The organism is Corallococcus silvisoli, from assembly GCF_009909145.1.
GTDB classification, from domain to species: domain Bacteria; phylum Myxococcota; class Myxococcia; order Myxococcales; family Myxococcaceae; genus Corallococcus; species Corallococcus silvisoli.
In genome coordinates, this window is sequence record NZ_JAAAPJ010000011.1 from 321,654 (window position 1) to 346,280 (window position 24,627).

Consider the following 24,627-nt stretch of genomic DNA (forward strand, 5'->3'; position numbering starts at 1 on the left):
GTTTGGGCGTTGGAGCAAAACCCTGGGCTGGATTCAGCGGACCGAGCCCCTCTGTGAGGCGACATCTTCCCGGACACAGGGGGCTCTTCGCACTCCGACCTGCCCGGTGGCTGCCAGGGCTTGCGGCGGGTCCTGGCCACTCCGGCCGGGTTCGGGCGAGGCGTGCTCCTGCGACCGTTTCTCCGGAGCCCTGGCGCTTGTTATCGTACGGCTGAATATGCGCAAGTCGCGACCCTCCATTGGAGACTACCGTGCGGTGTCGCAGTTCGTTGGCGCGCTCGGCGAGATCTCCAGCGCCGACCACCGACCCGACGCTTCCCTCCGTCACCTGACGGAGTCCACGGGCGCGCTCATCGGTGCGGGAGCGCTGTGGTGGAGTATCGTGGGCGAGCCGCCGCCTCCGTCGAGTAATAACGCCGCCATCATCACCCACTCGTACGTCCACGGAGTCGACGAGATCACGCTCCTCCGCTGGCAAAAGGCCTACCTCGTCGAATCCGGGTATCGCCAGCACCCGATGTGGGGCCCCTTCGCCCGGGGCGCCGGTCGATTGCGGAGCGCGTGCCGCGAGGAGCTGGTCTCCGACCAGGAGTGGTACTCTCACCCGCACGTCGCGGAATGGGGGCGTGGGCTGGGCTACGACGACACCCTCGTGAGCGCCGTACCGCTCGGCGCCGGAGCCGCGGCCTACCTCGTGGCGGTGCGACATTGGGGCGAGAGGCGCTTCGGCCAGCGCGAGCGCGAGCTGCTCGAGTTGCTCTTCCGGAGCGCGTCGTGGTGCTACCGGAGCTGGCTGGAGCCGGAGCACGATGCACAGGGGTGCCTGCTCCTGGGCGGTGTCCGAAGCCGCTTGCCGCCGCGCCACCGCGCCATCCTCGAACAGCTCCTCACCGGGCGCGGCGAGAAGCAGATCGCCGCGTCCACCGGCTTGAGCCTGCGCACGACGCACAAGTACATCGAGCACGTCTATCGCGCCTTCGCGGTGTCGAGCCGCGCCGAGCTGATGGCACTCTGGATCAGGTAGGTTCAGCGCCACCCGATTCCACCTGAGCGGGGCAGGTTTCCGCCCGGTCAGCTCTTCTACCAGGTCAAATCAGCGAGCTTCGCGTCCGTACGGACGCCGTGTCGGCTCGCGTGGTTGTAGTAACCCTCCATCACCATGTCTCTGACTGAAGGGGGGAACTCGCCGATCACACCGAATTCTTGAAGTGCGGCCTGTCCGATACGCTGCACGTAGGGATAGCAATTGTCCGAACCGACGTGACATATCTTGTCGTCCAGGATCCAGAACTTGGCGTGATTGTCTTTTTTTGCCCCGTCGCGCCACGCTTCCCGGCCGCCGCTGAAGGCGATGGTCTTGAGGAAGACGCGCTCGTTCAGAATCTTCAGGGCGTGGTTCTTGGACGTTTGGAACTGGGCGTTCATCCGCTGCGACAGCAGGTTCAAGATCGTCTGCAGCTTGACGCCGTGACCATAGCTGTGGGCGCCATCAGTCGGCGCCGACAAGATGATCTCCAAAGTAGCGCTGGCATTTTTATGCAGGAATTCCGCGAAATTGTCGATGAGGGGCAGGATGAACCAGGAGCCGCCACATCCAATCAGATCGAAAGGATAATCCCTCGGCCTCCAGGTCTTGAAATCGACGGCGCTCATGTGAGGCGAGCCGAGGTCCTGCAGCGACATCTTGCAGCTTTGCTTCGCCTGCTTCAGGCCCTCGACGAGGGCGATCATCATGGCGCCTTCGAGGACCCGGGGAGCGGTGTAAACCCCCCATCCGGGGCTCGCCACCCAGAGTGCCGGGAAACGGTTGGAGGCATCGGCCGCGGGCGAGGCATCCGCCGCGACGGCATCAAATGACTCGCTGCGAGGTGGCGGCGCGCTTTCATCGATCTTCAAGTCCGGGTTGAGGTAGTTGGAGTAGGTCGCGCCGCCCGGGGGGCGCCGATTGTTGGCGCGGACGAAGTTCCACAGGGCGTCAGCAAACCGGTGGCCACCCCTCGCGATGCTCCCGTCAAAGCGCATGGAGATGTCGAAGACGGGATTCTTTGCGAGATAGTGGCCGTCCCACATGTTGTGGCCGCCGGTGATAAGCACGCTGCCGTCGATGGCGATGAGCTTGGCGTGGTTCCAGGACGCCGACTCCCAGCGGAATTGCGCCAGGTATACGTTCAGCCGCGAAGCTCGTGGCTTCGCCTGACGGATTCGGTCCGCCAGTTGCTTGAGCATCATCCACGTGTGCAGATTAGGGCCGCCGGCCTGGCGCCCGATGAGGAACCGAATGGTCACGGGACGCCCTGACACGGCGAGGGCGATCAAACCGTCCTCGACGTCCTTCCGGAAGTCCCCTGTCGGTTCGTCCATCGTGACGATGTCGACGGAGTGCGTCGCCTTCTCGATGCAGGCCTTCATGGCCCGGGCCGGCTGAGACGAGTGTCCTCGGTCGGGAAACTCGTGATTGGACGTGGTCCACCAACCGTGTGGCGTGTCGAAAAGGTATTCTTCCCAACCGCCGACAAAGGTGTCACCGGCTTGGCCGAATAAACGATCACTGAATTGCGGCAGGCGAGACGTCAAGGTCGCATGAAGGTGGGCGACGGTAAGCGACATGGCTCCACTCCTTTATTTCTGGCCAGGGTGCTGAGTTGCGGCGCTCGATTCAGAGCAGCGCGAGGATCCCTCTCCGGTGGAGCATCGGACAGGTAGCGGATCGGCTACTTGCGCACGACCTTGCGCAGAGAGAGGATCAAGCGGACAGCCAGGCAGCGTGCGGCGAGACGCACGGCACCCCGTGCTGGTGCGCCACCGCGTCCTGCGTCTTCTGGTGTTACCGCGCACGCCTGCTGTATTCCGCGAAGCCTTCGGACTTGTCTGATTCAGATGAGGGGATGCCTCAGTCCTCATCGGGCGCGAAGAACCTCCTCCTTCATCTGGACGAGCCGCCGCTGGATGCGCCACACGACGCCAACGCACAGCGCGGTGGCGAGCAGAAACATTCCCGTGAGGGTTTGAAGAGGTTCACGCCTGGAATGAACCAGGACAGGATGGCCCTACGGGGCGAGGTCCGGCTGACCTCGAGCTGTTTCGCGATACGAACCGCCCGGTACTGCCACATCAGGAAGCCGACCACGCTGCGCACCACCGCCACGGTCTTGGCCGCGCTCATGACGAAGAGGAGAAATCCATAGATGCCGATGGCATCGGTCTGCGTGTAGCCCATCGTGAGGAGAGGATTGAAGACCCAGAGCCTCACGGCGACGTGGCCGAAGTCAGCGACCGACTGGAGGATGAAGGCACAGGTCGCTACGACCGCCCAGGGGCGAGCGGAGGACAGCGGCCGTTGCAGCAGCCTCGCGTGGCAGGGGGCGCACGCCCGGGCGTCACGCCCCTTGCACTGCTCGCAGCAGAAGCTCCCGCAACGGGTGCATGTTCCCGTGAAGGGTTGGTCCGGATGATGATTGGAGCTTGCTGTGCCAATGCGGCCCCCGACACAGAGCCCTCGGGACACGCATCGAGCAATCCCGCAGGGCGGAATCACCCCCCAGACGGAGCGAATGCCCGCCGGCCTCATGGAGAGCGGCAGACTCCACTTCGCCTTCTCGATGTCTCCGAGGGCAAGGTGAGCCACGAGTTCGAGATGGAGTACAACGAGGGTGGCTCGCGAGTCGACTTCTCGCCCGATGGGCGGTGGCTGGCCATCGCCGGCTCCGGCTTTTCATCGCTCCAGCGTACCGTTCGACCCTGGTGCGCTCCCTGAACCCCGAGGACCCCATCCCCATGCCTGGCACATTCACCCAGAAACACTCATTCCGTCGCGGCTGCCTCGGCAAGGATGGCCGGCTGCTGCTCCTCCTGGTCAACGACGAGTTGGCGCGGGGCAACGCCGCCCACACCAGCATCGTCCTCTGGGACAACGGTCGCTTTCGCTCGCTCACGACCACGGCGTGGACCGCCGCCGCGGTGGTCCTCGTCGATTGGCCGGATGCCGAGTTCGCCGTCGTCGGTGAGCAGGGGCAACTGCTCAAGGTGCGCAGCGACGGTGGCATGACCGAGGAGCATGTCTTCGCGACCCCTCCGAAGGAGCCCGGCGGCTTCAAGGGCGCGGCGTGCGTGGACGGCCGGCTCATCGCAGCCGGTACCGGATTCTGGTGCGCGGTCGTCGCCCCCGATGGGACCCGGCGGGACACCTCGCCACGACAGCTTGGAACGGCGACCGAAGGCCATGGAGCGGGCTTCGAATCGGTGGGCGGAGCATCCCTGGGCGACCTGGTGGCGGTCGGCTGGGACGGCGCGATCTGGCATTTCGACGGGGATCGGTGGGAACCCCAGAGCAGCCCTGTCAACCGGATCCTGTCCCATGTGATCTGTCGGGCCGACGGCGAGTTCTGGGCGTGCGGTCAATCGGGCACCCTGGTCCGTGGGCGACGCGGACAGTGGCGCGCGCTTCAGACGCGTCTGCGGGAGAACCTGTGGTCGCTGGCCGCCTTCTGCGGTGGCATCGTGGCCGCGTCGACAGGGGGACTGTTCCGCTTCGAGCTCGACAACGACTCGCCCCAGGCGATCGGCCTCGACAGCGACCCCTCGTCGTTCTACTGGCTCGATGCCAAGCGCGACGAGGTCCTGCTGTCGACGGGGAACAAGAACGTCGTGCTCGTCTTGCCCGATCGCGAGATCGTCATCGACTGACGTGCGGGGGGGCCATCGCCTCCCGAGCGCGAACAGAAGAGCTCCTACCCAAAATTCGGTCGCTGCGTCGTTGTGCCGTCAGGACACCGGCCCGGTGGCGCCACACGGCGCGGCAGTAGGTCTGTCAACCCTCCTCCACCAACGGCATCGGTCCGACAAGTCTTAGCGCCCGGACGCCTCGCGAAGCAGCCAGCCGCGAAACGCCACCAGCTTCGGAAGCGTGGCGCACTCGGGCCGGTAGACGACGTAGCAGGCAAGTGCCGAGGGAAACTCGACCTCCGGGAACAGGCGCGCCAGTCGTCCAGCGGCGAGGTCATCGCGAGCCATGATGCTGCGAGCCAATGCAACTCCCTGCCCATCAATGGCCGCCTGTAACACCGCGGCGGAGTTGTTGATGCGCAGGCCTCGCTTCGTGTCGACGCCGTCCGCGCCTGCCTTCTCGAGCCAGGCGTCCCACGTGGGGAAGCCCGAGCGCGCGTCCACGGAGCGGTCGTGGATGGGCCGCAGGCCTCCCAGGTCCGACGGGCGACGGGGACGGGGGCCCTGCCTCAAGAGCGAAGGCGAGCAGACCGGGTAGACCTCCTCGTCGAAGAGCTTCTCGGCGGTCGACCAAGCTTGCCGTCATGGTCAGCGACACTTTGCACTTCAAGGCCGCCCTCATGACCGCCGAAGAGATGCAGGTGCCACGCAACGCCTACCAATTCGAGATTGTCGCGGCCGGGGCGCTAGCGAAGTCGCTCGCCGAGGACAGCTCCTTGGCGGACGACATCAACAAGAGCGAGAGGCTGGGAGTCAGAATCGTGGTGTGCGAGAACGCTCTGGCCTCCTTCCACGTCCCCAAGGACAAGCTGGATCGACGTTTGCGGACGGAAAGGAAGGCCTGGATCTACATGTGGGATTTCCAGGATGAGTGCTTCAGCATCCTGACCGGTTGATGGGTTGCTCGCGGTGCGGGTCCCATGTCCGCGCGACATGTCTCAGCGGCGGACAGGGCAAGCCCCATGTTTGGCCCGGCCCCTCGGCGGTCTCAGAGCGCGCAGTAACGCAGCGCCCGGAGAGTGTAGGACTCCGTCGGCTTGCCGGTCGCGCTCATCATCAGCGCGCCCATCCACTGGCCCGGCAGTTCCTACATCATGATCCAGTCCGCTTGCCGGTGCATCGGTAGCGGGACGCCGCCTGGAGTCCAGTCCGTCACGACGCCCGACGGACTCAGCCCCCGTGGAAGGAAGGGGCAGGAGCTCGCGTGAGACCCTTCGAGAATCGCGATTGGTCGTTCAGGCGCACGCGCACCCGGGTCTGGGCGTTGGAGCAAGCTCCTGGGCTGGATTCAGCGACCTGAGGGCGGAACCAAAGGGAGCGGCGTGCAGCGACGAACTGGGCCGTTCCGTGCGTTATCAGGCAAGCACCACATCTCCCGGATCGACCATCAGGATATGGCGATGTCCGCCGAAGAGAGGCACGGCGACCGGGGACACATTCAATACCAGCACACCATCGCGCTCGATCTCTTCGATTGGAAAGACATCCCCAAGGCACGCCCTGAACACCTCCTTCGACTCCTCCGGCAACTGACCAAACCAGCTGGGGAGAGAGGCAATGCGGACTCGCTGCCCAACGTCAAAGAGCGTTTTCATTGGGTCATTGCCACAGCGACACGAGAAGTGCCGAGTCCGGCTGCCTCGTTGGGGAGAACCGCGGGTGGCGGCTTCAGCAGCAGCCCAGACTTGAGCTCGATTCTTTCCGGTCGCTGTCGCCGTCGTCCCATCCGGATATGAGATGCCAAAGTCATCCTTCGCCGCTACCCGCGCAGCAACGCCACCCCTCGGAGGAAGTCCTCCGGCGGCGGGCATTCCACCTGGACCACCTTCCCCGTCGCGGACGACGGCACCTCCAGGCGCCACGCGTGCAAGGCCTGCCGTCCCACCGCGAGCGAGGCCGCGTGCTTGCGCGCCGCCTCCGTGCCGTAGAGCGAATCCCCCAGCACCGGGAAGCCCGCCTCGGAGAGCTGCACGCGAATCTGATGCGTGCGCCCCGTGTCCAGGTCGATGTCCAGCAGCGCGCCCTCCCGGAACCGCTCCCGCACCGTGAAGGTCAGGGCCGCCCTGCGCGCGGAAGGGACTCGGGTGGTGAAGCGGCGCGGGTCCTTCGGGTCCCTCGCGTATGGCCCCTCCAGCCGGCCTGTGTCCGGGGGCTGTCCCAGCACCAGCGTCTGGTAGCGCTTGTCCACCCGCTTCTCCTGGAACGCCTTCAGGAGCGCGGCCACCGCGTCATCCGTCCGCGCCAATGCCAGACACCCGCTCGTCTCCCGATCCAACCGGTGCACCACGCCCGGCTGCGCCACGCCCTCCACGTCGAATGGCGGGCACCGCGCCGCGACGAGGCCCACCACCGACGCCGCGCGCCCCTCCGGCTCCACCACCAGCCCCGGCGGCTTCGCCACGATGACGAGCGCCGCGTCGTCGTACAGCACCGGCAGCTCCGGCCCCTCCGTGGAAGCATGCGGCGACGGCCGGGCCTCTGGGGTCTCCAGCGTCAGCTCCTCGCCCCCCCACAGCTTGCGCGTCGCCTGCGCCTTCTTCCCCCGGATGCGCACGCCTCCAGCCTCCAAGAGCGCCCGGGCCCGCTCCGGAGTAAGGCCCGGGACATGCTTGGTGAGGAAACGATCCAGCCGCTCGCCCGCGACCTCTCGGGGGACCACGAAAACCTTGTGCCGCGTCATGCCTCCCCCGTCTCTCATGGCAGGCAGGGAGTCAACGCCTCTCCCGCCGTCCCGCCCGTGTAGGCGTGCGCCCACCGAGCACACGTCCGTCCCGCGCTGTACAACCGTGCCCTCCGTGCCCTCATCCCTGCTCTCGCGTTCTCCCTCGCTCCGGGCGCTGTCCCACCGCGACTTCGCCTTCCTCTGGATGGGCACGCTCGTGTCCAACATCGGAACGTGGATGGAGTCCGTCGCGCTGGGGGTCTACGTCACGGAGGTGACGGGCCAGGCCGGCTGGACGGGGGGCGTGGCCGCGCTCGCCCACGTGCCGTCGCTCATCCTCGCCCCGCTGGGCGGCGCGCTCGCGGACCGCTTCGACCGGCGCGCCTTCATGTCCGTGTGCGTGTGCCTGCAAGGGCTGCTCGCGGCGCTGCTCACGGTGCTCGCCGCCACGGATCAGCTCACGGTGCCGTGGGTGGCGGTCATCTCCCTGCTCAACGGCGCGCTCAACACGCTCGTCATCCCCTGCGCCACCGCGCTCACCGTGGCCGTGGTGCCTTCGGAGGACCTGCACAACGCGCTCAGCCTGGACTCGGCGCAGTTCAACCTGGGCCGCATCATCGGCCCCGTCCTCGCCGCGCTCGTGCTGACGAAGGCCGGCATCGAGGGCGCGCTCTTCGTCAACGCCCTCTCCTTCCTCGCGGTGCTCCTGGCCCTGTCGCGAATGCGCGGCACGGTGCACGCCGTGGCGCCGAAGGTGGAGGCGCTGTGGGCCGGCATCCTCCGGGGCATGCGGCTGGCGTGGGCGGACCCGGGCATCGCGCTGGCGCTGGGGTCCGCGGGGCTCGTGGGGCTGCTCATCTCTCCCTTCGTGGGCCTGGTGCCGGTGTTCGCCCTCCAGGTGCTGGGCGGCGACGCCACCACCACGTCGCTGCTGCTCACCGCGCAAGGCACGGGCGCGGTCATCGCGGCGCTCGGCTCCGGCGCCATCGTCGCGCGGGTGGGCCGGCGGGCCTTCCTGGAGACGGGCCTGCTGCTCGTGGGGCTGTCCTCCGCCGCCTACTGGCTGTCCCCCACGCTGCCCGTGGCCCTGGGCGCGCTGTTCATCCTGGGCGCCGTGTACCTCGTCGTCTTCACCGGGCTGAAGACGGTGTGCCAGGCCCGCACGCCTCCGGAGCTCCAGGCGCGCGTGAGCAGTCTGTTCCTGCTGCTGGTGAACGCGGGCTACATGCTGGGCGTCTGGGGACAGGGCGTGCTGTCGGACCACGTGGGCGTGCGGCCCATCACCGCCGGGGCCGCGCTGCTCTTCTTCGGCATCGTGGTGCTGACGCGCGCCCTGCGTCCCCGGGGCCTGGCCGCGCTGGGCACCTGAGCGTCAGGCGTCCCCGGAGGGCTTCGCCGGCAGCAGCGCCAGCACGCGCGCCAGCACCGCGACGCCTTCCTCGTACTCCGGCAGGTCGATGTGTTCGTCCGGCGTGTGGTCCAGCGCCGCGTCGCCGGGGCCGTACGCCACCGTGGGCACGCTCCACGCGGAGGCCACGGTGTTCCAGTCGGACGTGCCCGTCTTCAGGCGCAGCGTGGGCTTCACGCCCCGCTCGCGGATGGCCTGCTTGAAGACGCGGGAGAGCGCGTCGTTGCCATTGGTGGAGACGGCGTGCTTCCGGGCCACCACGCGCACCGTCACCGTGCTCACCGTGGCCAGCGCCGCGAGCAGCGCCTCCGTGTCCGTGGACGGGCCGGTGCGGATGCTCACCGCGGCGGTGGCCCACTCCTCCGTCTCCGTGGCGCCGGTGTGGAAGGCGTTGAGGGACGGCAGGTTCTGCTCGAAGAGGGACGGACGCTCGCGGTTCCAGTCGTCGCATGCGCGCTTGAGCGCGTTCCATGCGTCGATGACGTGCTCGGCCGCGGCGCGGTAGTCGCGGCTCGCGGTGTGGCGGCGGCTGGCGCGGTGCTCCAGGTCCAGGCGCAGCAGCCCCTTGTAGCCCAGCGTCACCGCGTGCGCGCCGCTGGGCTCGCCGTTGATGACGAAGTCCGGCGTGTACTGCTCGCGCACGTGCAGGGCACCGCGCGTGACGGCCACCTCCTCCTCCACGCAGCCCAGCAGCAGGAACTGCTTGCCGGCGCGCTCGGCGTCGTCCAGCAGCTCCACCGCCTCGATGAACGCGCACAGCGGGCCCTTCGCGTCCACAGCGCCACGGCCGTAGAGCTTCTGCCCATCCAGCCGCACCGGCACCTGTCCGGGCACGGTGTCGATGTGGCCCAGGAACGCGATGACGGTCTCCCCTTCCCCGTAGCGGGCGACGGCGTTGCCCACCTCATCGGTGTGCGCGCGCCAGCCGCGCGTGCCCAGCCGCTCCACCAGCGCGCTGGCGAAGGACGCCTCCTGGTGGCTGGGGCTGTACTGCTCCACCATCCACCGCAACAAGTCGACGCCCGGCTCACGCGCCCGCATCCGCCCCACCTCTCGCCCGAAGGGTGAACTTCGTGCCGCCCGCCTCCTCCAGCGCGGAGAACACCGGCCGCGCCACGCGCGACGCGCTCACGTACGCCGTCGGCACCCCGCCCTCCAGCGCCCGGCGCACGGCCTCCAGCTTGTAGCGCATGCGGCCGCCCGCCAGCGGCATGCAGCCGTGCACGTCATCGCTCGCGCGCACCAGCGTCGCGGGGTCCTCCGGGTTGGAGAGCAGCCCCGGCACGTTGGAGAGGATGACCAGCGCCTTCGCGCCCAGCGCCGCCGCGATGGAGGACGCCACATGGTCCGCGTCCACGTTCACCAGGACGCCGTCCTCCGTCACCGCCGGGGGGCACACGACGGGCACGTAGCCTCCCTCCAGGAGCGTGCCCAGGAGCGCCGCGTTCACCGACGCGACCTCGCCGGCCAGGTGCTCCCGGTCGATGCGCATCCGTCCATCCGCCTCCTGGAGCTTGAGCGGCGGTCGCCGACGCGCGGTGAGCACGCGTCCGTCCGCGCCGCACAACCCCAGCGCGGTGACACCCCGCGCCAGCAACGCCAGCACCACGGCCTTGTTGACCTCGCCCACCCACGCCATGGTGAGCGCGCGCAGCGTGGGTGCGTAGGTGAGGCGCACCACGTTGCCATTCGCGGTCATCGCCTCCGGACGCGCCAGCCCCAGCGAGCCCAGAAGCCGCTCCCCCGCCTCCGAACCTCCGTTGACGACGACGACGCGCTCGCCCTGGCGGACGAGCCGCACCACGTCCGCGCAGACGTTCTCCAGGTCCACGCCCGCCGCGCCGCCAATCTTCACGACGAGGGGGCGCGCGGATGGAGCGGCGGCGGCGCTCATCCGATGACGCTCGCGCCACCGTCCACGAGCTGCACCGTGCCGGTGATGAACGACGCCCGCTCACTGGCGAGGAACACCGCCGCGGCGGCGAACTCCTCCGGCAGCCCCACGCGCTTGAGCGGGATGTGCGCGCCCATGGCGCGAAGCCCGGCCTCCACATCACCCGCGCCGCCCGCGCTGCGCTCCACGGGGGGCGTGCGCATGTAGCCCGGCGCCAGCACATTGACGGTGATGCCGGCGTCGCCCAGCTCCTGCACCAGCGCGGCGGAGAAGCCGAGGATGCCCATGCGCGAGAAGCCGGACAGCGCGAAGCGGGCCACCGGCCGGTGCACGGTCTCCGAGGTGATGAACAACAGCCGCCCCCACCCGGCCTTCTTCAAGTGCGGCAGCGCCGCGAGCGCCAGGGAGATGGGGGGCAGCAACACCGCGTCCGCCGCGCTCCGGTACGCCTCCAGGCCGAAGGTGGAGGCAGGGCCAGGAGGTGGCCCTCCGCTGTTGGTGACGACGACGTGCAGCGCGCCCAGCTTCGCCACCACGTCCTCCACCCAGCGGCGCACGTCCGCGTCGTCCTTCACGTCCACGCGGGTCGCCAGCACACGGCCGCCCCGGGCCACGGCCTTCAGCCGCGCCTCCGCCTGAGCGAGCCGGTCCGAATCCCGGGCGCCGATGGCCACGTGCGCGCCCTCCTTCGCCAGCTCCTCCGCGACAGCGAGCCCCAGCCCGCTGGAGCCTCCCGCGACGAGCGCGACCTTGTTGGCGAGTCCCAGTTCCATCGGCATCCCTCCTGAAGTCCGCGCGGAGCGCGGCGCATGCCCGTGAAGTCCCCATGGGAGAGTCCCGTCCCCCCACGCCCTGCCTGAAGTCCGAGTCAGATACTCCGCGCCGCCAGGGTTGCTACCGCCGGGCCCCCGAGCCGGAAGCCGCTCCCCCCTCCGAGGAGCGCCGCGCGCCGCTGAAGTAGCCGTACTTCGCCATCAAGGGCCACGCGAGCGCCACGGTGAGCGCCTTCGCGCCCGACGCCAGCTCCCCCTTCCACGCGTCGTCCTCGCCGCGCAGGAGCGTGGGCCCGCTGCGGAAGCGGTCCGGGTTGCCGGTCACGGTGTGGTTCTTCCCCAGCACCACCGTGCGGCCCTTCACCGGGTTCTGTTCACGCGGCACGCCCACCCGGTCCAGCACCGCGTCCACGGCGCGGTCCGGCGCGGCGATGAAGTCCTCGTAGCGCAGGAAGAGCGACTGGCCGGGGAACCTGCGCGTCACCTCCTCCGACGCGGCGTTGAAGCCCAGCCAGTAGGCGGTGCTGCGCGCGGCGGACATGGGGACGACGTACTGCTTCGTCTTCGTCCACGAGTGCGTCACCGCGCGAGGGTCGCGCACCAGGTGAAGGTACAGCGGCCGGATGCCCTCCACGCGCGGCAGCAGCGCCGCCTCCGAGGGGAACTTCCCACTGTCCACCAGCACCGTGCTCGCCGTGGCCCGGGCGATGGCGCGGTAGGTGCGCGCGAGGAAGTCCGCGTGCGCCTGGAGCGCCTGTGAATCCCCCGACGCGTCCAGCACGCGCAGCGTGTGGCGCGTGCGCACCGCCGCCTGCTGCCGGCGCACCACCGCGTCCGCGTGCGTCCGCGGCGTCAGCCCCGCTGGCACATCGGACGTCAGCACCGTGCTCCAGATGCCGCACTCCAGCAGCGCCTTGCCGCAGCCACACAGCGTGTTGGAGCCGTTCCCATAGGCGTTCTTCCACAGGAAGCTCAGCTCCCCCACGTGGAAGAAGCCCGGCACCTCGTTGAGCACGTTGCCCAGGATGGTGCTCCCGCTGCGGCACCAGCCGGTGATGTAGAGGACCGTGAGCGGCGCGCCCCCGCCCTTCGCCCCTTCCGAACCCGGGGCGCCCATCAGGTCAGCGACGCCACGAAGAAGTGGGTGGGCAGGTGCACCGCGAGCGTCGTGTAGACCTCGCCGTACGCCGCCAGGCCCTCGCGCGGGAAGATGCCCGGCGGCGGCTCCGCGAAGCGGATGACGGACCGCTGGCTGTCATAGAGCGTGGCCGCGGCCGTGAAGTCCCCCACGATGACGGTGCCCGGGTTCACCATGCGCGTACGGCACAGCCGGATGCCCATGGAGGTGAGGTCCGTCAGGAGCGTGCCCTGCCCCACCAGGTGCTCGTAGAAGTCCAACGAGTTGATGACGATGCCGTCCGCGGAACCGCCCATCTGCTCCACCTGCGCGCAGGCGTTGAGCAGCGAGGCGACCGCGTTCTTCTTCGCCGGCAGCCGCACGATGCCCGGCGTGTGCAACAGGCCTCGCACGCCGTCCCCACCCTGGCCCATGCACAGAGCCTGGTTCTCCGCCGTGTTCAGGCGCACCAGCAGCCGGAAGTCGATGAACTGCGCCAGCGCCTGCGCGTCCTCCAGCAGGTTGCGCGGCACCTGGATCCACGCGCGCGTGGGCTTCAGCGCCTGCGCGTCCTGATGGAACTCGAAGCCCGCCTCCGGACGCAGCTCCACGTCCTGCACCGGCCCGGTGGCCTTCGTCTGGGGGTGCGTCTCGTACCAGAAGGGCACCAGGTCGCGCTCCGCCTTCGCGGTCTTGAACATGCCGCGCACCGCGATGCGCGGGCGGCGCTTGAAGCCGGGGAACGCGTCGACGATGGACGTGTCGTAGTTCACGTGGGCCTGCGGGCCCTGCTTCTGGACCGCGGCCGCGAAGGCCGCCCCGGGAGACAGGGACGCGTCCGCCTTCGATTTCGTGCTCAGGATGCTCATGGCGTGAAGCTCCTCGGGTTCACTGCTGTCTAGAGCGGATGCAGTCCGCGGAAGCCCAGGCCTTCCGCCTCCGGGCGGCCCAGCATCAGGTTCAGCACATGCACCGCCGTGCCGGCGGCGCCCTTCACCAGGTTGTCGATGGCGGCGTTCACCACGATGCGGCCCCGCTCCGCGTCCACGTCCACCGCCAGGTCGCAGTGGTTCGTTCCCAGGAGCGGCCCCGGCTCCGGGAACGGAGACAGGGACGCGCTCGGGCGCAAGAGCCGCACGAAGGGCTTCTCTCGGTAGCGCGTCGCGATGGCGCGCACCACCTCCGCCTCATCCACCGGCCGCGCCGCGAACGCGTGCACCGTCGCCAGGATGCCGCGCACGCCCGCCACCGCCGTGGCGCTGAAGTGGATGGTGGGCCGCTGGCCGGTGACGCGCTCGGCGATGCCTTCCAGCTCCCCCGTGTGCCGGTGGCCCACCGGCTTGTAGCAGCGCAGCGCGTTCGCGCGCTCCGGGTGGTGCGAGGCCCGGTCCAGCGCCGAGCCGCCTCCGGAGGACCCCGTCTTCGCGTCCACCACCAGCAGGTCCGGGCGCGCGAGCCCCGCGTGCAAGAGCGGCAGCAGCGCCAGCAGGCCCGCGTGCGCCATGCAGCCGGGGATGGCGACATGGCGAGCCCCCGGCAGGGCCTCGCCCATCCACTCCGGCAGCCCGTAGACGAACGCGGGCACGTCCTCCGGGCGCGGGTGCTTGCCGTACCAGCGCGCGTGCCCCTCCGCGTCCAGGCGGAAGTCCGCGCTCAGGTCCACCACCCGCTCCGCCAGCCGGCACACCTTCGGCCAGCGCTGAAGCAGCTCCCCCTGCGGCAGGCAGCTCACCAGCACGTCACAGGTCGCCAGCGCGTCGTGCGGCGTGTAGCGCAGCGTCCCCATCCCGCGCAGGTGCGGGTGCGAGAAGTCCAGCCGCTTGCCGGCGAACTGACCGGAGGTGGCCTGCACCACCTCCAGGGCCGGGTGCGGGAGCAACAAGCGCAGGACCTCGCCGCCCGTGTAGCCCGCCGCGCCCAGCACCGCCACGCGCACGCTCATCCGCGGCCTCCCCCCGCTCCGGTGACGACGTAGTCCGCGATGAGGTCCGGCAGGGGCACGCCCGTCGCCTCGATGCTGCGCGCGAACTCCACGCAGTGGTTGATTTCGTTGACGTAGAGGTCGCCGCCGCGCGTCTCCAGCAGGTCCACCGCCACCATGTCCCCGCCCACCGCCTCCGCCGCGGCCTCCGCCAGCTTCGCGTGCACCACGGGCACCTCGTAGCGCTCCGGGACGGCGCCGCGCGCGGTGTTGGTGACCCAGTGCTCGGAGCGCCGGCGCAGCCCTCCCACCGCGCGGCCAATGACGTACACGCGCAGGTCGTAGCCCGGCTTGTCCACGTACTCCTGCACCAGGGCCACGTGGTCCTGGGCTCCGCCCGTGCCGAAGCGCATGGCCAGCACCCCCTCGGCCGCGCTGCGCGAGTCCAGCCGGGCCACCATCCGCCCCCAGCTCCCCAGCACGGGCTTCGTCACCACCGGGTAGCCCTTCGTCTCAATCGCGTCCAGGCACGCGTCCTCGTCGAAGGCCACGAACGCCCACGGCATGGGCACGCCCTTCGCGGCCAGCGCGGCGCACGTGAGGGCCTTGTCCCCGCACAGGGAGATGGTCCGCGCGCTGTTGAGCACGCGCGCGCCCTTCAGCTCCAGGAACGTGGCCAGGTAGCGCGCGCGCGTGAAGGACATGCTGCGCATCAGCACGGTGTCGGCGTCGGAGACGCGCTGTCGGTCCACCGACAGCACCTGCCCCGAATCCGCCACCATGTTGACGGCGCAGTCGCGCCTGCGCAGCGCCTCCAGGAGCAGCTTCTCCTCGGTGCGCACGCGCGTATAGACGAGGTCGACCTTGCGCATGGCCGGGGCTACTCCCCCCAGTCTTCCTCGACCTCTGGCGCTTCCTCCAGCCGCAGGGGGTTGAGCCCCACGACCTCCAGTTCCGCGGAACAGCCGTCACAGGAGAGCACCTCACCCACCATGCGGTTTGCGCCCGGCACCTGCTGCGCGCACAGCGGGCACTGGTTCGGGGTCACGGACTCCGTCGTCGGGTTCTGGACCTGCATGTCAGTCCCTCCTCGTTTCGGATCCCACGGCGAACACCGGGGTTCTTGGGAGCACTCCCAGGATGCGCTCGGCCACCTGCCCGCCCTCCAGCCCATGGCCCTTGAGCAACGCTTCATGCGACCCGGCTCGCGAGTCGTACCGGTCCTGCAACCCCACGCGCAGCACGCGCCGCGGGAGTTCCAGCGCGCAGACCGACTCGCACACCGCGCTGCCCAGCCCGCCCAGCACGTTGTGCTCTTCCACCGTCACGAGCAGCCGCGTGCGCGACGCCGTCTCGCGCACCGCCTCCTCGTCCAGCGGCTTGAGGGTGTGCACGTTGAGCACGCGCGCGGACACCTCTCGCGCCTCCAGCAGCCGCGCGGCCTCCAGCGCCACGGACACGCCCACCTCGCCATGCGCGAGCAGGCCCACGTCATGGCCCTCGCGCAGCAGCGCGGCGCGGCCCAGCTCGAAGGGCGGGCGCGGCAGGTCCAGGCGGGTGACGCGGTTGCGGCCCAGGCGCAGGTACACCGGCCCGTCGTGCGCGAGCATCGCGCGGGTGGCGTGCACCGTCTCCAGCCCGTCCGCGGGCGACACCACCGTGAGGTTGGGCATCGCGCGCAGCACCGCCAGGTCCTCGATGGCGTGGTGCGTGGGGCCGAAGAACGCCCCCGCCACGCCACCGTAGTCGCACACCAGCTTCACGTTGGCGCGCGCGTAGGCCATGTTCAGCCGCACCTGTTCGCACGCGCGCAGCACGCCGAACGCCGCGAAGCTGTGCGCGATGACGGTGTGCCCTCCGTGCGCGAGGCCACACGCCATGTCCAGCATGGTGGCCTCGCAGATGCCCAGGTTGAAGTAGCGCTGGGGGTGACGCGCCTCGAAGGGGTCGCCCCCGCCGCCCAGGTCCGCCTCCAGGAAGACGATGCGCGCGTCCTCCTGCGCGAACCGCGCCGCCGCGTGCCGGAAGACGAGCCGCGAGGACAGCTCCGGGTGGGCCTCCAGCCACGCCTCCGGCATCCGGTCCAGGTCCAGCTCCAACGGGGGGGCGAGCGACGCGCTCACTGGCCCTCCTCCCCCATCGACGCGAGCGCGCGGCGCAGGTGCTCCGGAGAGAACACCGCGTAGTGCGGCCCCTTGCCCTTGAGCATCGGCACGCCCGCGCCCTTGCGCGTCCGGGCCACGAGGGCGCGCGGACGTCCGCCCACCACGGGCGCCTCCAGCGCCGCGCAGAGGGCCGGCAGGTCGTGCCCGTCCACCTCCAGCGCCTGGAAACCGAACGCGTCCAGCCGCCGCACCAGCGCCTCCTGCGACAGGATGGCTTCGGTGGGCCCGTCGTTCTGCCCCCCGTTGCGGTCGACAATCAGCGTCAGCGCGGTGAGCCCGCGGTGCGACGCCACCTGGAGCGCTTCCCAGTTGGAGCCCTCGCCCATCTCCCCGTCGCCGCAGACCACGAAGGTGCGGTTGGGCTCGCCGCGGAGCGCATGGGCCAGCGTCAGCCCCACGCCCAGCCCCAGCCCGTGGCCCAGGCTGCCGGTGGCGAACTCCACGCCCGGCACCGCCGCGTTCACGTGGCCGGTGAAGATGCTGCCGTCCGCGTTGTAGTCGCGCACCAGCGTCTCCGCGTCCACGAAGCCGAACTCCGCCAGCGCCGCGTAGAGGCCCGCCGCCGCGTGGCCCTTGGACAGGATGAGGTGGTCGCGCTCGGGCGCCCGGGGCGCCCGGGGATCCACGCGCATCACCCGCCCCAGCAGCGCCACCAGGATCTCCACCATGGACAGCGAACCGCCCAGGTGACAGCCGGACGGCGTCGCCGCCAGCCGCACGATGGTCTGACGGACCCGCCGCGCCCGCCGGGGCAGCAGCGCCAGACCCGCGTCCGACGCGCCCCCCGTGGGGCCGTCCCCCGCGCGGGCAGGCGCCACCGGACCGCTGGCGGCCGTGGGTTCATCAGGCGTCCGCGCGTCGCGCGACGGCCCGGGGATGGTGGGATTCGCCGAGAAAGTCATGCCCGTTGCTTTGCTGGCGCCAGCCCAGGATTCCGGCTGTTGTTAGGAACCCTAGGAAATCGCATCATGCGACGTCAACGCGGATTTTCTCAACATCTAGATGTACGAGAAAAAACCGCCTTGCCCGGCAATCTCGCGGTGTTACACGCGCATCACGCTCGGCAGTCCCCGCTTTCACGACAGCGGGAGGAGACCTTCCATGGGGCAGCGCTTCCATAACGCAGCGGCGTTGGAGAAGGGTCTGGAGTACCGGCGGAAGGGTTGGTGGCGTGACACCACGGTGGTGGACGACCTGCGCCGCTGTGTCCAGACGCACCCGGACAAGACCGCGATCATCGCCGCACGGTACTTTTCCAAGGACATCACGCGGCTGACGTACGCGGAGCTGGCGCGGCGGATGGACCGGTTCGCGCTGGCGCTGCGCGCGCTGGGCGTGGGGCGCGAGGACATCGTCGCGGTGCAGTTGCCCAACGGGTGGCACTTCACGGTATTGGCGTTGGCGTGCGCGCGGCTGGGGGCGGTCATCGCGCCCATCCCGCCGGACTACCGGCGGCGGGAGGTGGAGTTCATCCTGGGTCGCACGGAGGCCTCCGTGTACGTGGGGCCCACGTCATGGACAGGGCATTCGCACCGGGACATGGCGCGCGACATCGCGGCGGTGTTGCCGTCGTTGCGCCACCGGGTGCTCCTGGGCGGCGCCGCGGACCTCCAGCCGGGTGAGCGGGACTTCGACCGGCACTTCGTCGAGCGCGCGTGGGAGGAGGAGGCGTCGCTGGAGGGCGTGGCCCCGGCGGGCGCGGATGACGTGTGCAACATCCTCTACACGTCCGGCACGACGGGTGAACCCAAGGGCGTGGTGCATTCGCACAACACCAACTACGGCATCACGCGCGCGCTGTGCGACACGCTGTCCATCGACGGGACGGACGTGGTGGCGCTGCCGTCGCTGCTGACGGCGTCCACGGGCTTCACGTACTCGTACCTGATGCCCATGCTGCTGGGGGCCACGGCCATCTACATGGACGTGGGCGACCCGGAGCTGACGCTCAAGCTCTTCGAGGAGCACGGCGTCACCTTCACGTACGGCATCCCCACGTACCTGATGAACCTCATCGCGACGCAGAAGAAGCGGCAGCGGAACACCTCCTCGCTGCGGCAGCTGGCGACGGGCTCCATCCCGGTGCCACCCCACCTCATCGCGGCGGTGCGCGAGGTGTTCGGCGTGCGGCTGCACACGCTGTGGGGGATGACGGAGAATGGCGCCGTCACGATTACGCGGCACGACGACGCGCCGGACTGGCCCAGCCAGAGCGACGGGCGGGCGGTGGCGTGGATGGAGACGCGGATCGTCCCCGCGCTCGCGGAGGACGGGACGCCGTACCCGGACGGGACGGGGCGGCTGCTGGTGCGGGGCGCCAGCCAGTGCCTGACCTACTTCAAGCGCGACGACGTGTACCGGGCCGCGGTGGACGCGGAGGGCTGGTTCGACACGGGCGACCTGGCGCGCGACGACGGACGGGGCGGCATCCGCATCGTGGGCCGGCTGAAGGACGTCATCTTCCGGTACGGCTACAAGATCCCCGTGGTGGAGGTGGAGTCCGCGCTGTACTCGCATCCGAAGGTGAAGGAGGTGGCCGTCGTCGCGCACTCGGATGACTCGATTGGCGGCGAGCGGGTGTGCGCGGTGGTGGTGGTGCGGGAAGGAGAAGCCCCGCCCACGCTCAACGAGCTGCGCGACCACCTCAAGCAGCAGGGCATGTCCAACCAGTACTGGCCAGACCGGTTGGAGCTCATCGATGAGATGCCCAAGACCGCCACCGGCAAGGTGCGCAAGTACCTGCTGCGCGAGCGCCTGAAGTCCGCCTGAGCGAAGTGGGAGGCACACGGATGAGCCAGGACTTCAATGAAGCCTCTCTCACGGACGCGGAGCGGCGACTCGCCGGATGGTGGAGGGAGCTGCTGGGCGTGGAGGTCGTGCGCCCGGATGACCACTTCCTGGAGATTGGCGGCAACTCCCTGATGGCCACGGTCCTGTCCAACCGCATCGAGAGCGAGCTGGGCGTGGAGGTGTCCATGGTGGACCTGTTCAACACGCTCCGCGACGTGGCGGCGCTGTGCGAAGCGCTGCGCCAGGAGCAGAGCGCTTGAGCCAGGGCCGCTCCGGACGGCGGCCCATCCCCCTTGTCCCGAGCAAGCCATGACGACCGAGCATCCCGGCCCCCCTTCCGCCTCCGCGCCGAAGTCCCCGGCGAGGCCCCGTCGCCGGGCGCCCCCCGTGGTGCCCGCTCCCCGCGACGCGGACCTGCCGCTGTCGTTCGGACAGCAGCGGCTGTGGTTCATCGAACAGCTCACGCCCGGAGGCTGCTCCTATAACGTCCCGTACTTCGCGCGGCTCACCGGCGCGCTGGATGTGCCCGCGCTGGAGCGCGCGCTGGCTGTGGTGGTGGAGCGGCACGAAGCGCTGCGCACCACCTTCGCCGTGGTGGACGGCCAGCCGGTGCAGCGCATCGCGCCAGCCCCTCCGCTGCCGCTGCGGGTGGAGTCCCTGGAGGCGCTTCCCGCCTCGGAGCGCGAGCACGCCTTGCGGCGGGTGGCGGAGGCGGAGGCGCGCGTGCCCTTCGACCTGGGCGCGGGCCCCCTGGTGCGCGTGCGGCTCTTGCGGTTGGGCGACGCCGAGCACGCGCTGCTCCTGATGCTGCACCACATCAGCTGCGACGGCTGGTCGCTCACGGTGATGGAGCGGGAGCTTCAGGCGCTGTACGCGGCCTTCCGAGCGGGCTCGGAGCCCGTGCTGCCCGCGTTGCCGGTGCAGTACGCGGACCACGCGGTGTGGCAGCGGCGGTGGCTCCAGGATGGCTTCCTCCAGCAGCAGCTGGACTGGTGGCGGGGACAGTTGGCGGGGGCCCCCGCCGCGCTGGAGCTGCCCACGGACCGGCCCCGCACTGGAGCCCGGTCCACGCGGGGCGCGGTGTACCGCCACGCGCTCCCCCGGGAGTTGGGGACGGCGCTGGAGGCGCTGTGCCGAAAGCAGGGGGTGACGCTGTTCATGGCGCTCCTGGGCGGCATGCACCTGCTGCTCGCGCGGCACAGCGGGCAGGACGACCTCGTCATCGGCTCGCCCATCTCCGGCCGCACGCGCCAGGAGGTGGAACCCCTCATTGGCTTCTTCATCAACACGCTGCCCCTGCGAGTTCGCGGCGAGGGGTCGCTCGGCTTCGGTGAGCTGCTGCACCGCGTGCGCAGGACGTGCCTGGATGCGTACGCGCACCAGGAGGTGCCCTTCGAGCAGTTGGTGGACGCGCTCCAGCCCGAGCGCGACCTGAGCCGCCCGCCGCTCTTCCAGGTGTTCTTCACGCTCCAGCATTCGGCCATGCCCGCGCTGGAGCTGGAGGGGCTGAAGACCACCGAGCTGGACTTCGAGCCGGGCGTGTCGCGCTTCGACCTCACGGTCTTCCTGCGCGAAACCCCCGACGGGCTCGTGGGCCTCTGGGAGTACGACACCGACCTCTTCGACGAAGCCACGGTGGCGCGCTTCGCGACGCACTACCTGCGCCTGCTGGACGCCGCGGTCGCGGAGCCGGAGCGCCCCGTGGCCACGCTGCCCCTGCTCTCCGCCCCGGAGCGGCGGCGGATGCTGGAGCTGGGCACGGGAGCCCGGGTCCCCTTCCCGCGCGACGCGTCCTTGCCCACCCTGTTCGCGGAGCAGGCCGCGCGCGCGCCCGATGCCGTGGCCCTGGAGGCCGGGGGCGTGCGCCTCACCTACGCGGAGCTGGAGGCGAGGGCGAACCAGCTCGCGCACCACCTTCGTGGACAGGGCGTGAGGCTGGGAACGCCCGTGGGCCTGTGCGCGGGTCGCTCGCGGGAGATGGTCGTGGCCACGCTCGCCATCCTCAAGGCGGGGGGCGCGTACGTCCCGCTGGATCCAAGCTATCCCCCCGAGCGCCTGGAGTTCATGGCGCGCGACGCCCGCATCCCCCTGCTCCTGGTGGAGCCGGGGCGCGAGGCGGGGCTGACTGGGTTGGCGGCGCGAGTGGTGGTGCTCGACCCTTCATGGCGGACCTTCTCGGACGAGCCGACGGACGCCCCCCGCGTGGACATTCCCGCCGAGGCGCTCGCGTACGTCATGTTCACGTCTGGGAGCACCGGGTGGCCCAAGGGCGTGGGGGTTCCGCACCGGAGCGTGGCGCGGCTGGTGAAGGGCGTGTCCTTCTTCCATGCCGGCCCCGGCGACACCGTCCTCCAGTTGGCGCCCACGTCGTTCGACGCCGCGACGCTGGAGCTCTGGGGGGCCCTGCTCCACGGCGCGAGGCTGTTCCTCTACCCACCGGACATGCTCTCGCTGGAGGAGCTGGAGGCGACGCTGGAGCGCGAGCGCATCAGCGTGTTGTTCCTGACCACCTCCCTCCTTGAACAGATGGCCCTGACGCGGCCCGAGGCGCTCGCGCGCGTGGGGCAGGTCCTCACGGGTGGCGACGTCCTGTCCCCGGTGGCGGCGCGCAAGCTGCTGGACGCGGGGGGTACGGTCGTCAACGGCTATGGCCCCACGGAGAACACCACCTTCTCCACCACGCATCGGGTGAAGCAGGACCAGGACGCGCGGAGGCCCGTGCCCATTGGCCGCGCTCTGGAGAACTCCCAGGCGCTGGTGTTGGACGCGCACCTGGAGCCGGTGCCCCCAGGCGTCGTGGGCGACGTGTACGTGGGAGGTGACGGTCTGGCGTGGGGCTACGTCGGCCGGCCGGACCTCACCGCCGAGCGCTTCGTGCCCCACCCCTTCAGCGACGTCCCAGGTGCCCGGCTGTACCGCACGGGGGACCGCGCGCGGTGGCTGCCGGACGGGGAGCTGGCCTTCATGGGCCGCTCGGACACCCAGGTGAAGCTGCGCGGCGTCCGCATCGAGCTGGGTGAAGTCGAGACGGCCCTGCGGCACCTGCCCGGCGTGGACGACGCGGTGGCCGAGGTGCGTGAGTACGCCCCCGGCGACAAGCGGTTGGTGGCGTATGTCGTCGGCACGGAGGTGGACGCGACGGCGCTGCGCGCGGGCCTCGCCGCGAGGCTGCCGGCCCCGCTGGTCCCCGCCGCCTTCGTGAAGCTGGACCGGCTGCCCCTGACGCCCGTGGGCAAGGTGGACCGCAAGGCGCTCGTCACGCCCGTCGGGAACGCGCTCGCCGGGGAGGAGTACGTGGCGCCGCGCACCGCGACGGAGACGGCGGTGGCCGAGGTATGGGCCCCTCTATTGGGACGCACGCGCGTGGGGACGCAGGACTCCTTCTTCGAGCTGGGCGGACACTCGCTCCTCGCCACGCAGGTCATCTCCCGTCTGCGCGAGACCTTCCAGGTGGACCTGTCCGTGCGGGCGCTGTTCGAGGCCCCCACCATCGCCAGCCTGTCCGCGCGCATCGACGCACTGGGGCAGGGGGGCCGCTGGCTCCGGTCCCTCCCGCTCGAACCCGGCCCGAGGGATGGGTGGCGTCCACAGTCGTTCGCGCAGCAGCGGCTGTGGTTCATCTCGCGGCTCGACACGCTGGGGTTCTCCTACAACGTGCCGCTGGTCACGCGGCTGCGCGGACCGCTGGATGCTCGCGCGCTGGAGCGGAGCCTCGCGGAGATCATCCAGCGCCACGCCGTGCTGCGCTCCACGTTCGATGAGGTGGATGGGCAGCCGGTGCAGCGCATCGGCCCGGCGTGGGACTTCGCGCTGAAGCCGGTGGAGGTGGACGTCGCCGTGCTCCCGGTGCGACTGGAGGAAGAGGCGCGCCGTCCGTTCGACCTTCGCCAGGGTCCGCTGGTGCGAGGCCGGCTCTTGCGCGTCGCGGACGACGACCATGTGTGGATGCTCGTCATCCACCACATCGCCTTCGATGGGTGGTCCATCGACGTACTCCAGCGCGAGCTGGACGTGCTCTATCCCGCGCATGCGCGAGGCACCGGCTCCACCCTCCCGCCGCTGTCCCTCCAGTACGTGGACCACGCCCTGTGGCAGCGGGAGTCATTCCAGGGCGAGGCGCTGGAGGAGCAGCTTACGTGGTGGCGCCGAGAGCTGGCGGGGACACCGCCCGTGCTGGACCTGCCCACCGACAAGCCACGCCCGCCCGTGCAGACCTTCCAGGGCGCGAACTTCGAGGTGCCCCTGCCCCAAGCCCTCCACCGCGCCCTCCAGCTGTTGGGGCAACGGGAGGGCGCCACGCTGTTCATGACGCTGCTGGCGGGCTTCCAGGTCCTGCTTGCCCGCTACAGCGGCCAGGAGGACATCGTCGTCGGCTCGCCCATCTCCGGCCGCAACCGCCGCGAGGTGGAAGGCCTCATCGGCTTCTTCGTCAACACGCTCGTCCTTCGCGCGGAGGTCCCGGCGGAGGGCTCCTTCCGCCAGCTCCTGCGCCGGGTACGTGAGAGCTGCCTGGGAGCCTTCGCCCACCAGGACCTCCCGTTTGAACAGCTCGTGGACGCGCTCAAGCCTCCGCGCGACTTGAGCCGTACGCCGCTGGTGCAGACGATGTTCGTCCTTCAGCGAGCAGCCGCGCCGCTGTCGCTGCCCGGCCTGATTGTGGAGGAGGTTCCGTTCCAGACAGGCGTCTCCCGCTTCGACCTCATGCTGTTCATGCGGCAGACGTCTCAGGGACTCGTCGCCTATTGGGAGTACAACACCGCGCTCTTCGAGGCGGCGACCCTTGCCCGGATGGCCACGCACTACGTGCGACTGCTCGAAGGCGTCGTCGCGAATCCCGAACAGCCCCTCGCGACTCTGACGCTCCTCTCGGGAGCGGAGCGTCAGCGGCTGCTGCTCGACTGGAACAGCCGGGAGGAGCGACTTCCAGCACCGGGACTCATCCATGCGTGGGTGGAGGCCCAGGTCGCGCGGACACCGGATGCGGTCGCCGTCACGAATGGAGTCGACTCCCTCACCTACGCCCAGCTCGAAGCACGCGCCAATCAGCTCGCGCACCACCTCCTCTCCCTGGGCGTCACGCCCGGTGGCTCCGTTGGCCTGTGTCTGGAGCGCTCCAGCCTCGACATGCCCGTCGCCGTCCTCGCCTCCCTCAAGGCCGGCGCCGCCTACGTCCCC

The 24,627-nt window shown here is 70.1% G+C and carries 21 protein-coding genes and 1 pseudogene; 7 read left to right on the plus strand and 15 right to left on the minus strand.

Features of this window, described 5'->3' with window-relative positions; all coding sequences use genetic code 11:
* Positions 1–256 precede the first annotated feature (256 nt).
* Positions 257–1,024: a helix-turn-helix transcriptional regulator gene (locus GTY96_RS23325; protein ID WP_161665848.1), complete on the plus strand. Its 768-nt coding sequence runs from the start codon at positions 257–259 to the stop codon at positions 1,022–1,024.
* A gap of 56 nt (positions 1,025–1,080) precedes the next feature.
* Here GTY96_RS23325 and GTY96_RS23330 read toward each other — a convergent pair whose 3' ends face one another.
* Complete coding sequence (locus GTY96_RS23330; RefSeq protein WP_143906683.1) at positions 1,081–2,607, minus strand: phospholipase D-like domain-containing protein; 1,527 nt, start codon at positions 2,605–2,607, stop codon at positions 1,081–1,083.
* Between the two features lie 316 nt (positions 2,608–2,923).
* A complete protein-coding gene (locus GTY96_RS37785) occupies positions 2,924–3,250 on the minus strand; it encodes a DUF4328 domain-containing protein (protein WP_161665849.1) in 327 nt (108 codons plus the stop codon).
* Positions 3,251–3,774: 524 nt separating this feature from the next.
* Between GTY96_RS37785 and GTY96_RS23340 the strand changes: the two genes are divergently transcribed.
* Positions 3,775–4,683, plus strand: coding sequence for a hypothetical protein (locus GTY96_RS23340; RefSeq protein WP_161665850.1), 909 nt, complete (start codon positions 3,775–3,777; stop codon positions 4,681–4,683).
* Between the two features lie 162 nt (positions 4,684–4,845).
* Here GTY96_RS23340 and GTY96_RS23345 read toward each other — a convergent pair.
* Positions 4,846–5,274 (minus strand): annotated as a pseudogene (locus tag GTY96_RS23345) (LysR substrate-binding domain-containing protein); the annotation flags it as partial.
* Between the two features lie 32 nt (positions 5,275–5,306).
* Between GTY96_RS23345 and GTY96_RS23350 the strand changes: the two are divergent.
* Positions 5,307–5,618 carry a hypothetical protein gene (locus GTY96_RS23350; protein WP_161665851.1) on the plus strand — a complete coding sequence of 104 codons (312 nt, stop codon included), beginning with the start codon at positions 5,307–5,309 and terminating at the stop codon, positions 5,616–5,618.
* 459 nt (positions 5,619–6,077) lie between these two features.
* On the opposite strand, the gene GTY96_RS23355 is transcribed toward GTY96_RS23350, so the two are convergent.
* Entirely contained in the window at positions 6,078–6,317 is a 240-nt protein-coding gene (locus GTY96_RS23355; protein ID WP_143906674.1) for a hypothetical protein, read from the minus strand.
* A 164-nt stretch (positions 6,318–6,481) separates the two neighbouring features.
* Positions 6,482–7,402 carry an RluA family pseudouridine synthase gene (locus GTY96_RS23360; RefSeq protein WP_161665852.1) on the minus strand — a complete coding sequence of 307 codons (921 nt, stop codon included), beginning with the start codon at positions 7,400–7,402 and terminating at the stop codon, positions 6,482–6,484.
* A 115-nt stretch (positions 7,403–7,517) separates the two neighbouring features.
* Between GTY96_RS23360 and GTY96_RS23365 the strand changes: the two genes are divergently transcribed.
* The gene (locus tag GTY96_RS23365; RefSeq protein ID WP_161665853.1) at positions 7,518–8,753 is read left to right on the plus strand and encodes an MFS transporter; all 1,236 of its coding nucleotides are present in this window, start codon (positions 7,518–7,520) and stop codon (positions 8,751–8,753) included.
* Positions 8,754–8,756: 3 nt separating this feature from the next.
* Here the strand turns inward: GTY96_RS23365 and GTY96_RS23370 are convergent, their stop codons facing one another.
* From GTY96_RS23370 to GTY96_RS23415, 10 genes are all read right to left on the minus strand, one after another.
* The gene (locus GTY96_RS23370) at positions 8,757–9,833 is read right to left on the minus strand and encodes a M20/M25/M40 family metallo-hydrolase (protein ID WP_161665854.1); all 1,077 of its coding nucleotides are present in this window, start codon (positions 9,831–9,833) and stop codon (positions 8,757–8,759) included.
* Positions 9,820–10,686: a [LysW]-aminoadipate kinase gene (locus tag GTY96_RS23375; protein WP_143906666.1), complete on the minus strand. Its 867-nt coding sequence runs from the start codon at positions 10,684–10,686 to the stop codon at positions 9,820–9,822. The genes GTY96_RS23370 and GTY96_RS23375 overlap by 14 nt, the downstream gene beginning before the upstream one ends.
* A complete protein-coding gene (locus GTY96_RS23380) occupies positions 10,683–11,459 on the minus strand; it encodes an SDR family NAD(P)-dependent oxidoreductase (RefSeq protein WP_143906664.1) in 777 nt (258 codons plus the stop codon). The genes GTY96_RS23375 and GTY96_RS23380 overlap by 4 nt, the downstream gene beginning before the upstream one ends.
* Before the next feature lie 121 nt (positions 11,460–11,580).
* Positions 11,581–12,576: a sulfotransferase gene (locus GTY96_RS23385; protein WP_161665855.1), complete on the minus strand. Its 996-nt coding sequence runs from the start codon at positions 12,574–12,576 to the stop codon at positions 11,581–11,583.
* Positions 12,576–13,445 (minus strand): family 3 encapsulin nanocompartment shell protein, encoded by an 870-nt coding sequence (locus GTY96_RS23390; RefSeq protein ID WP_143906660.1) that lies wholly within the window; start codon positions 13,443–13,445, stop codon positions 12,576–12,578. Before GTY96_RS23390 ends, GTY96_RS23385 begins: the two co-directional genes overlap by 1 nt.
* 29 nt (positions 13,446–13,474) lie before the next feature.
* Entirely contained in the window at positions 13,475–14,518 is a 1,044-nt protein-coding gene (argC, locus tag GTY96_RS23395; RefSeq protein WP_161665856.1) for an N-acetyl-gamma-glutamyl-phosphate reductase, read from the minus strand.
* Positions 14,515–15,369, minus strand: a complete 855-nt coding sequence (locus GTY96_RS23400; protein WP_161665857.1) for a RimK family alpha-L-glutamate ligase — start codon at positions 15,367–15,369, stop codon at positions 14,515–14,517. The genes argC and GTY96_RS23400 overlap by 4 nt, the downstream gene beginning before the upstream one ends.
* 8 nt (positions 15,370–15,377) lie before the next feature.
* Positions 15,378–15,575 (minus strand): lysine biosynthesis protein LysW, encoded by a 198-nt coding sequence (gene lysW, locus GTY96_RS23405; protein WP_143906654.1) that lies wholly within the window; start codon positions 15,573–15,575, stop codon positions 15,378–15,380.
* 1 nt (position 15,576) lies between these two features.
* The gene (locus GTY96_RS23410) at positions 15,577–16,620 is read right to left on the minus strand and encodes a transketolase family protein (protein WP_143906652.1); all 1,044 of its coding nucleotides are present in this window, start codon (positions 16,618–16,620) and stop codon (positions 15,577–15,579) included.
* Positions 16,617–17,564: a 1-deoxy-D-xylulose-5-phosphate synthase N-terminal domain-containing protein gene (locus tag GTY96_RS23415; RefSeq protein ID WP_161665858.1), complete on the minus strand. Its 948-nt coding sequence runs from the start codon at positions 17,562–17,564 to the stop codon at positions 16,617–16,619. The genes GTY96_RS23410 and GTY96_RS23415 overlap by 4 nt, the downstream gene beginning before the upstream one ends.
* 199 nt (positions 17,565–17,763) lie before the next feature.
* Here GTY96_RS23415 and GTY96_RS23420 point away from each other — a divergent pair, with 199 nt between their 5' ends.
* From GTY96_RS23420 to GTY96_RS23430, 3 genes are all read left to right on the plus strand, one after another.
* A complete protein-coding gene (locus GTY96_RS23420; protein WP_161665859.1) occupies positions 17,764–19,431 on the plus strand; it encodes an AMP-binding protein in 1,668 nt (555 codons plus the stop codon).
* Positions 19,432–19,451: 20 nt separating this feature from the next.
* Complete coding sequence (locus GTY96_RS23425) at positions 19,452–19,712, plus strand: phosphopantetheine-binding protein (protein ID WP_143906647.1); 261 nt, start codon at positions 19,452–19,454, stop codon at positions 19,710–19,712.
* Between the two features lie 127 nt (positions 19,713–19,839).
* On the plus strand, positions 19,840–24,627 hold a 4,788-nt coding region (locus tag GTY96_RS23430), incomplete at its 3' end, for a non-ribosomal peptide synthetase (RefSeq protein ID WP_328700974.1).

Coding starts and splice junctions, on each gene's coding strand:
- GTY96_RS23330 (WP_143906683.1), bottom strand. CDS start 2,607: ATGTCGCTTACCGTCGCCCACCTTCATGCGACCTTGACGTCTCGCCTG.
- GTY96_RS23340 (WP_161665850.1), top strand. CDS start 3,775: ATGCCTGGCACATTCACCCAGAAACACTCATTCCGTCGCGGCTGCCTC.
- GTY96_RS23350 (WP_161665851.1), top strand. CDS start 5,307: ATGGTCAGCGACACTTTGCACTTCAAGGCCGCCCTCATGACCGCCGAA.
- GTY96_RS23355 (WP_143906674.1), bottom strand. CDS start 6,317: ATGAAAACGCTCTTTGACGTTGGGCAGCGAGTCCGCATTGCCTCTCTC.
- GTY96_RS23360 (WP_161665852.1), bottom strand. CDS start 7,402: ATGACGCGGCACAAGGTTTTCGTGGTCCCCCGAGAGGTCGCGGGCGAG.
- GTY96_RS23370 (WP_161665854.1), bottom strand. CDS start 9,833: ATGCGGGCGCGTGAGCCGGGCGTCGACTTGTTGCGGTGGATGGTGGAG.
- GTY96_RS23375 (WP_143906666.1), bottom strand. CDS start 10,686: ATGAGCGCCGCCGCCGCTCCATCCGCGCGCCCCCTCGTCGTGAAGATT.
- GTY96_RS23380 (WP_143906664.1), bottom strand. CDS start 11,459: ATGGAACTGGGACTCGCCAACAAGGTCGCGCTCGTCGCGGGAGGCTCC.
- GTY96_RS23385 (WP_161665855.1), bottom strand. CDS start 12,576: ATGGGCGCCCCGGGTTCGGAAGGGGCGAAGGGCGGGGGCGCGCCGCTC.
- GTY96_RS23390 (WP_143906660.1), bottom strand. CDS start 13,445: ATGAGCATCCTGAGCACGAAATCGAAGGCGGACGCGTCCCTGTCTCCC.
- argC (WP_161665856.1), bottom strand. CDS start 14,518: ATGAGCGTGCGCGTGGCGGTGCTGGGCGCGGCGGGCTACACGGGCGGC.
- GTY96_RS23400 (WP_161665857.1), bottom strand. CDS start 15,369: ATGCGCAAGGTCGACCTCGTCTATACGCGCGTGCGCACCGAGGAGAAG.
- lysW (WP_143906654.1), bottom strand. CDS start 15,575: ATGCAGGTCCAGAACCCGACGACGGAGTCCGTGACCCCGAACCAGTGC.
- GTY96_RS23415 (WP_161665858.1), bottom strand. CDS start 17,564: ATGACTTTCTCGGCGAATCCCACCATCCCCGGGCCGTCGCGCGACGCG.
- GTY96_RS23420 (WP_161665859.1), top strand. CDS start 17,764: ATGGGGCAGCGCTTCCATAACGCAGCGGCGTTGGAGAAGGGTCTGGAG.
- GTY96_RS23425 (WP_143906647.1), top strand. CDS start 19,452: ATGAGCCAGGACTTCAATGAAGCCTCTCTCACGGACGCGGAGCGGCGA.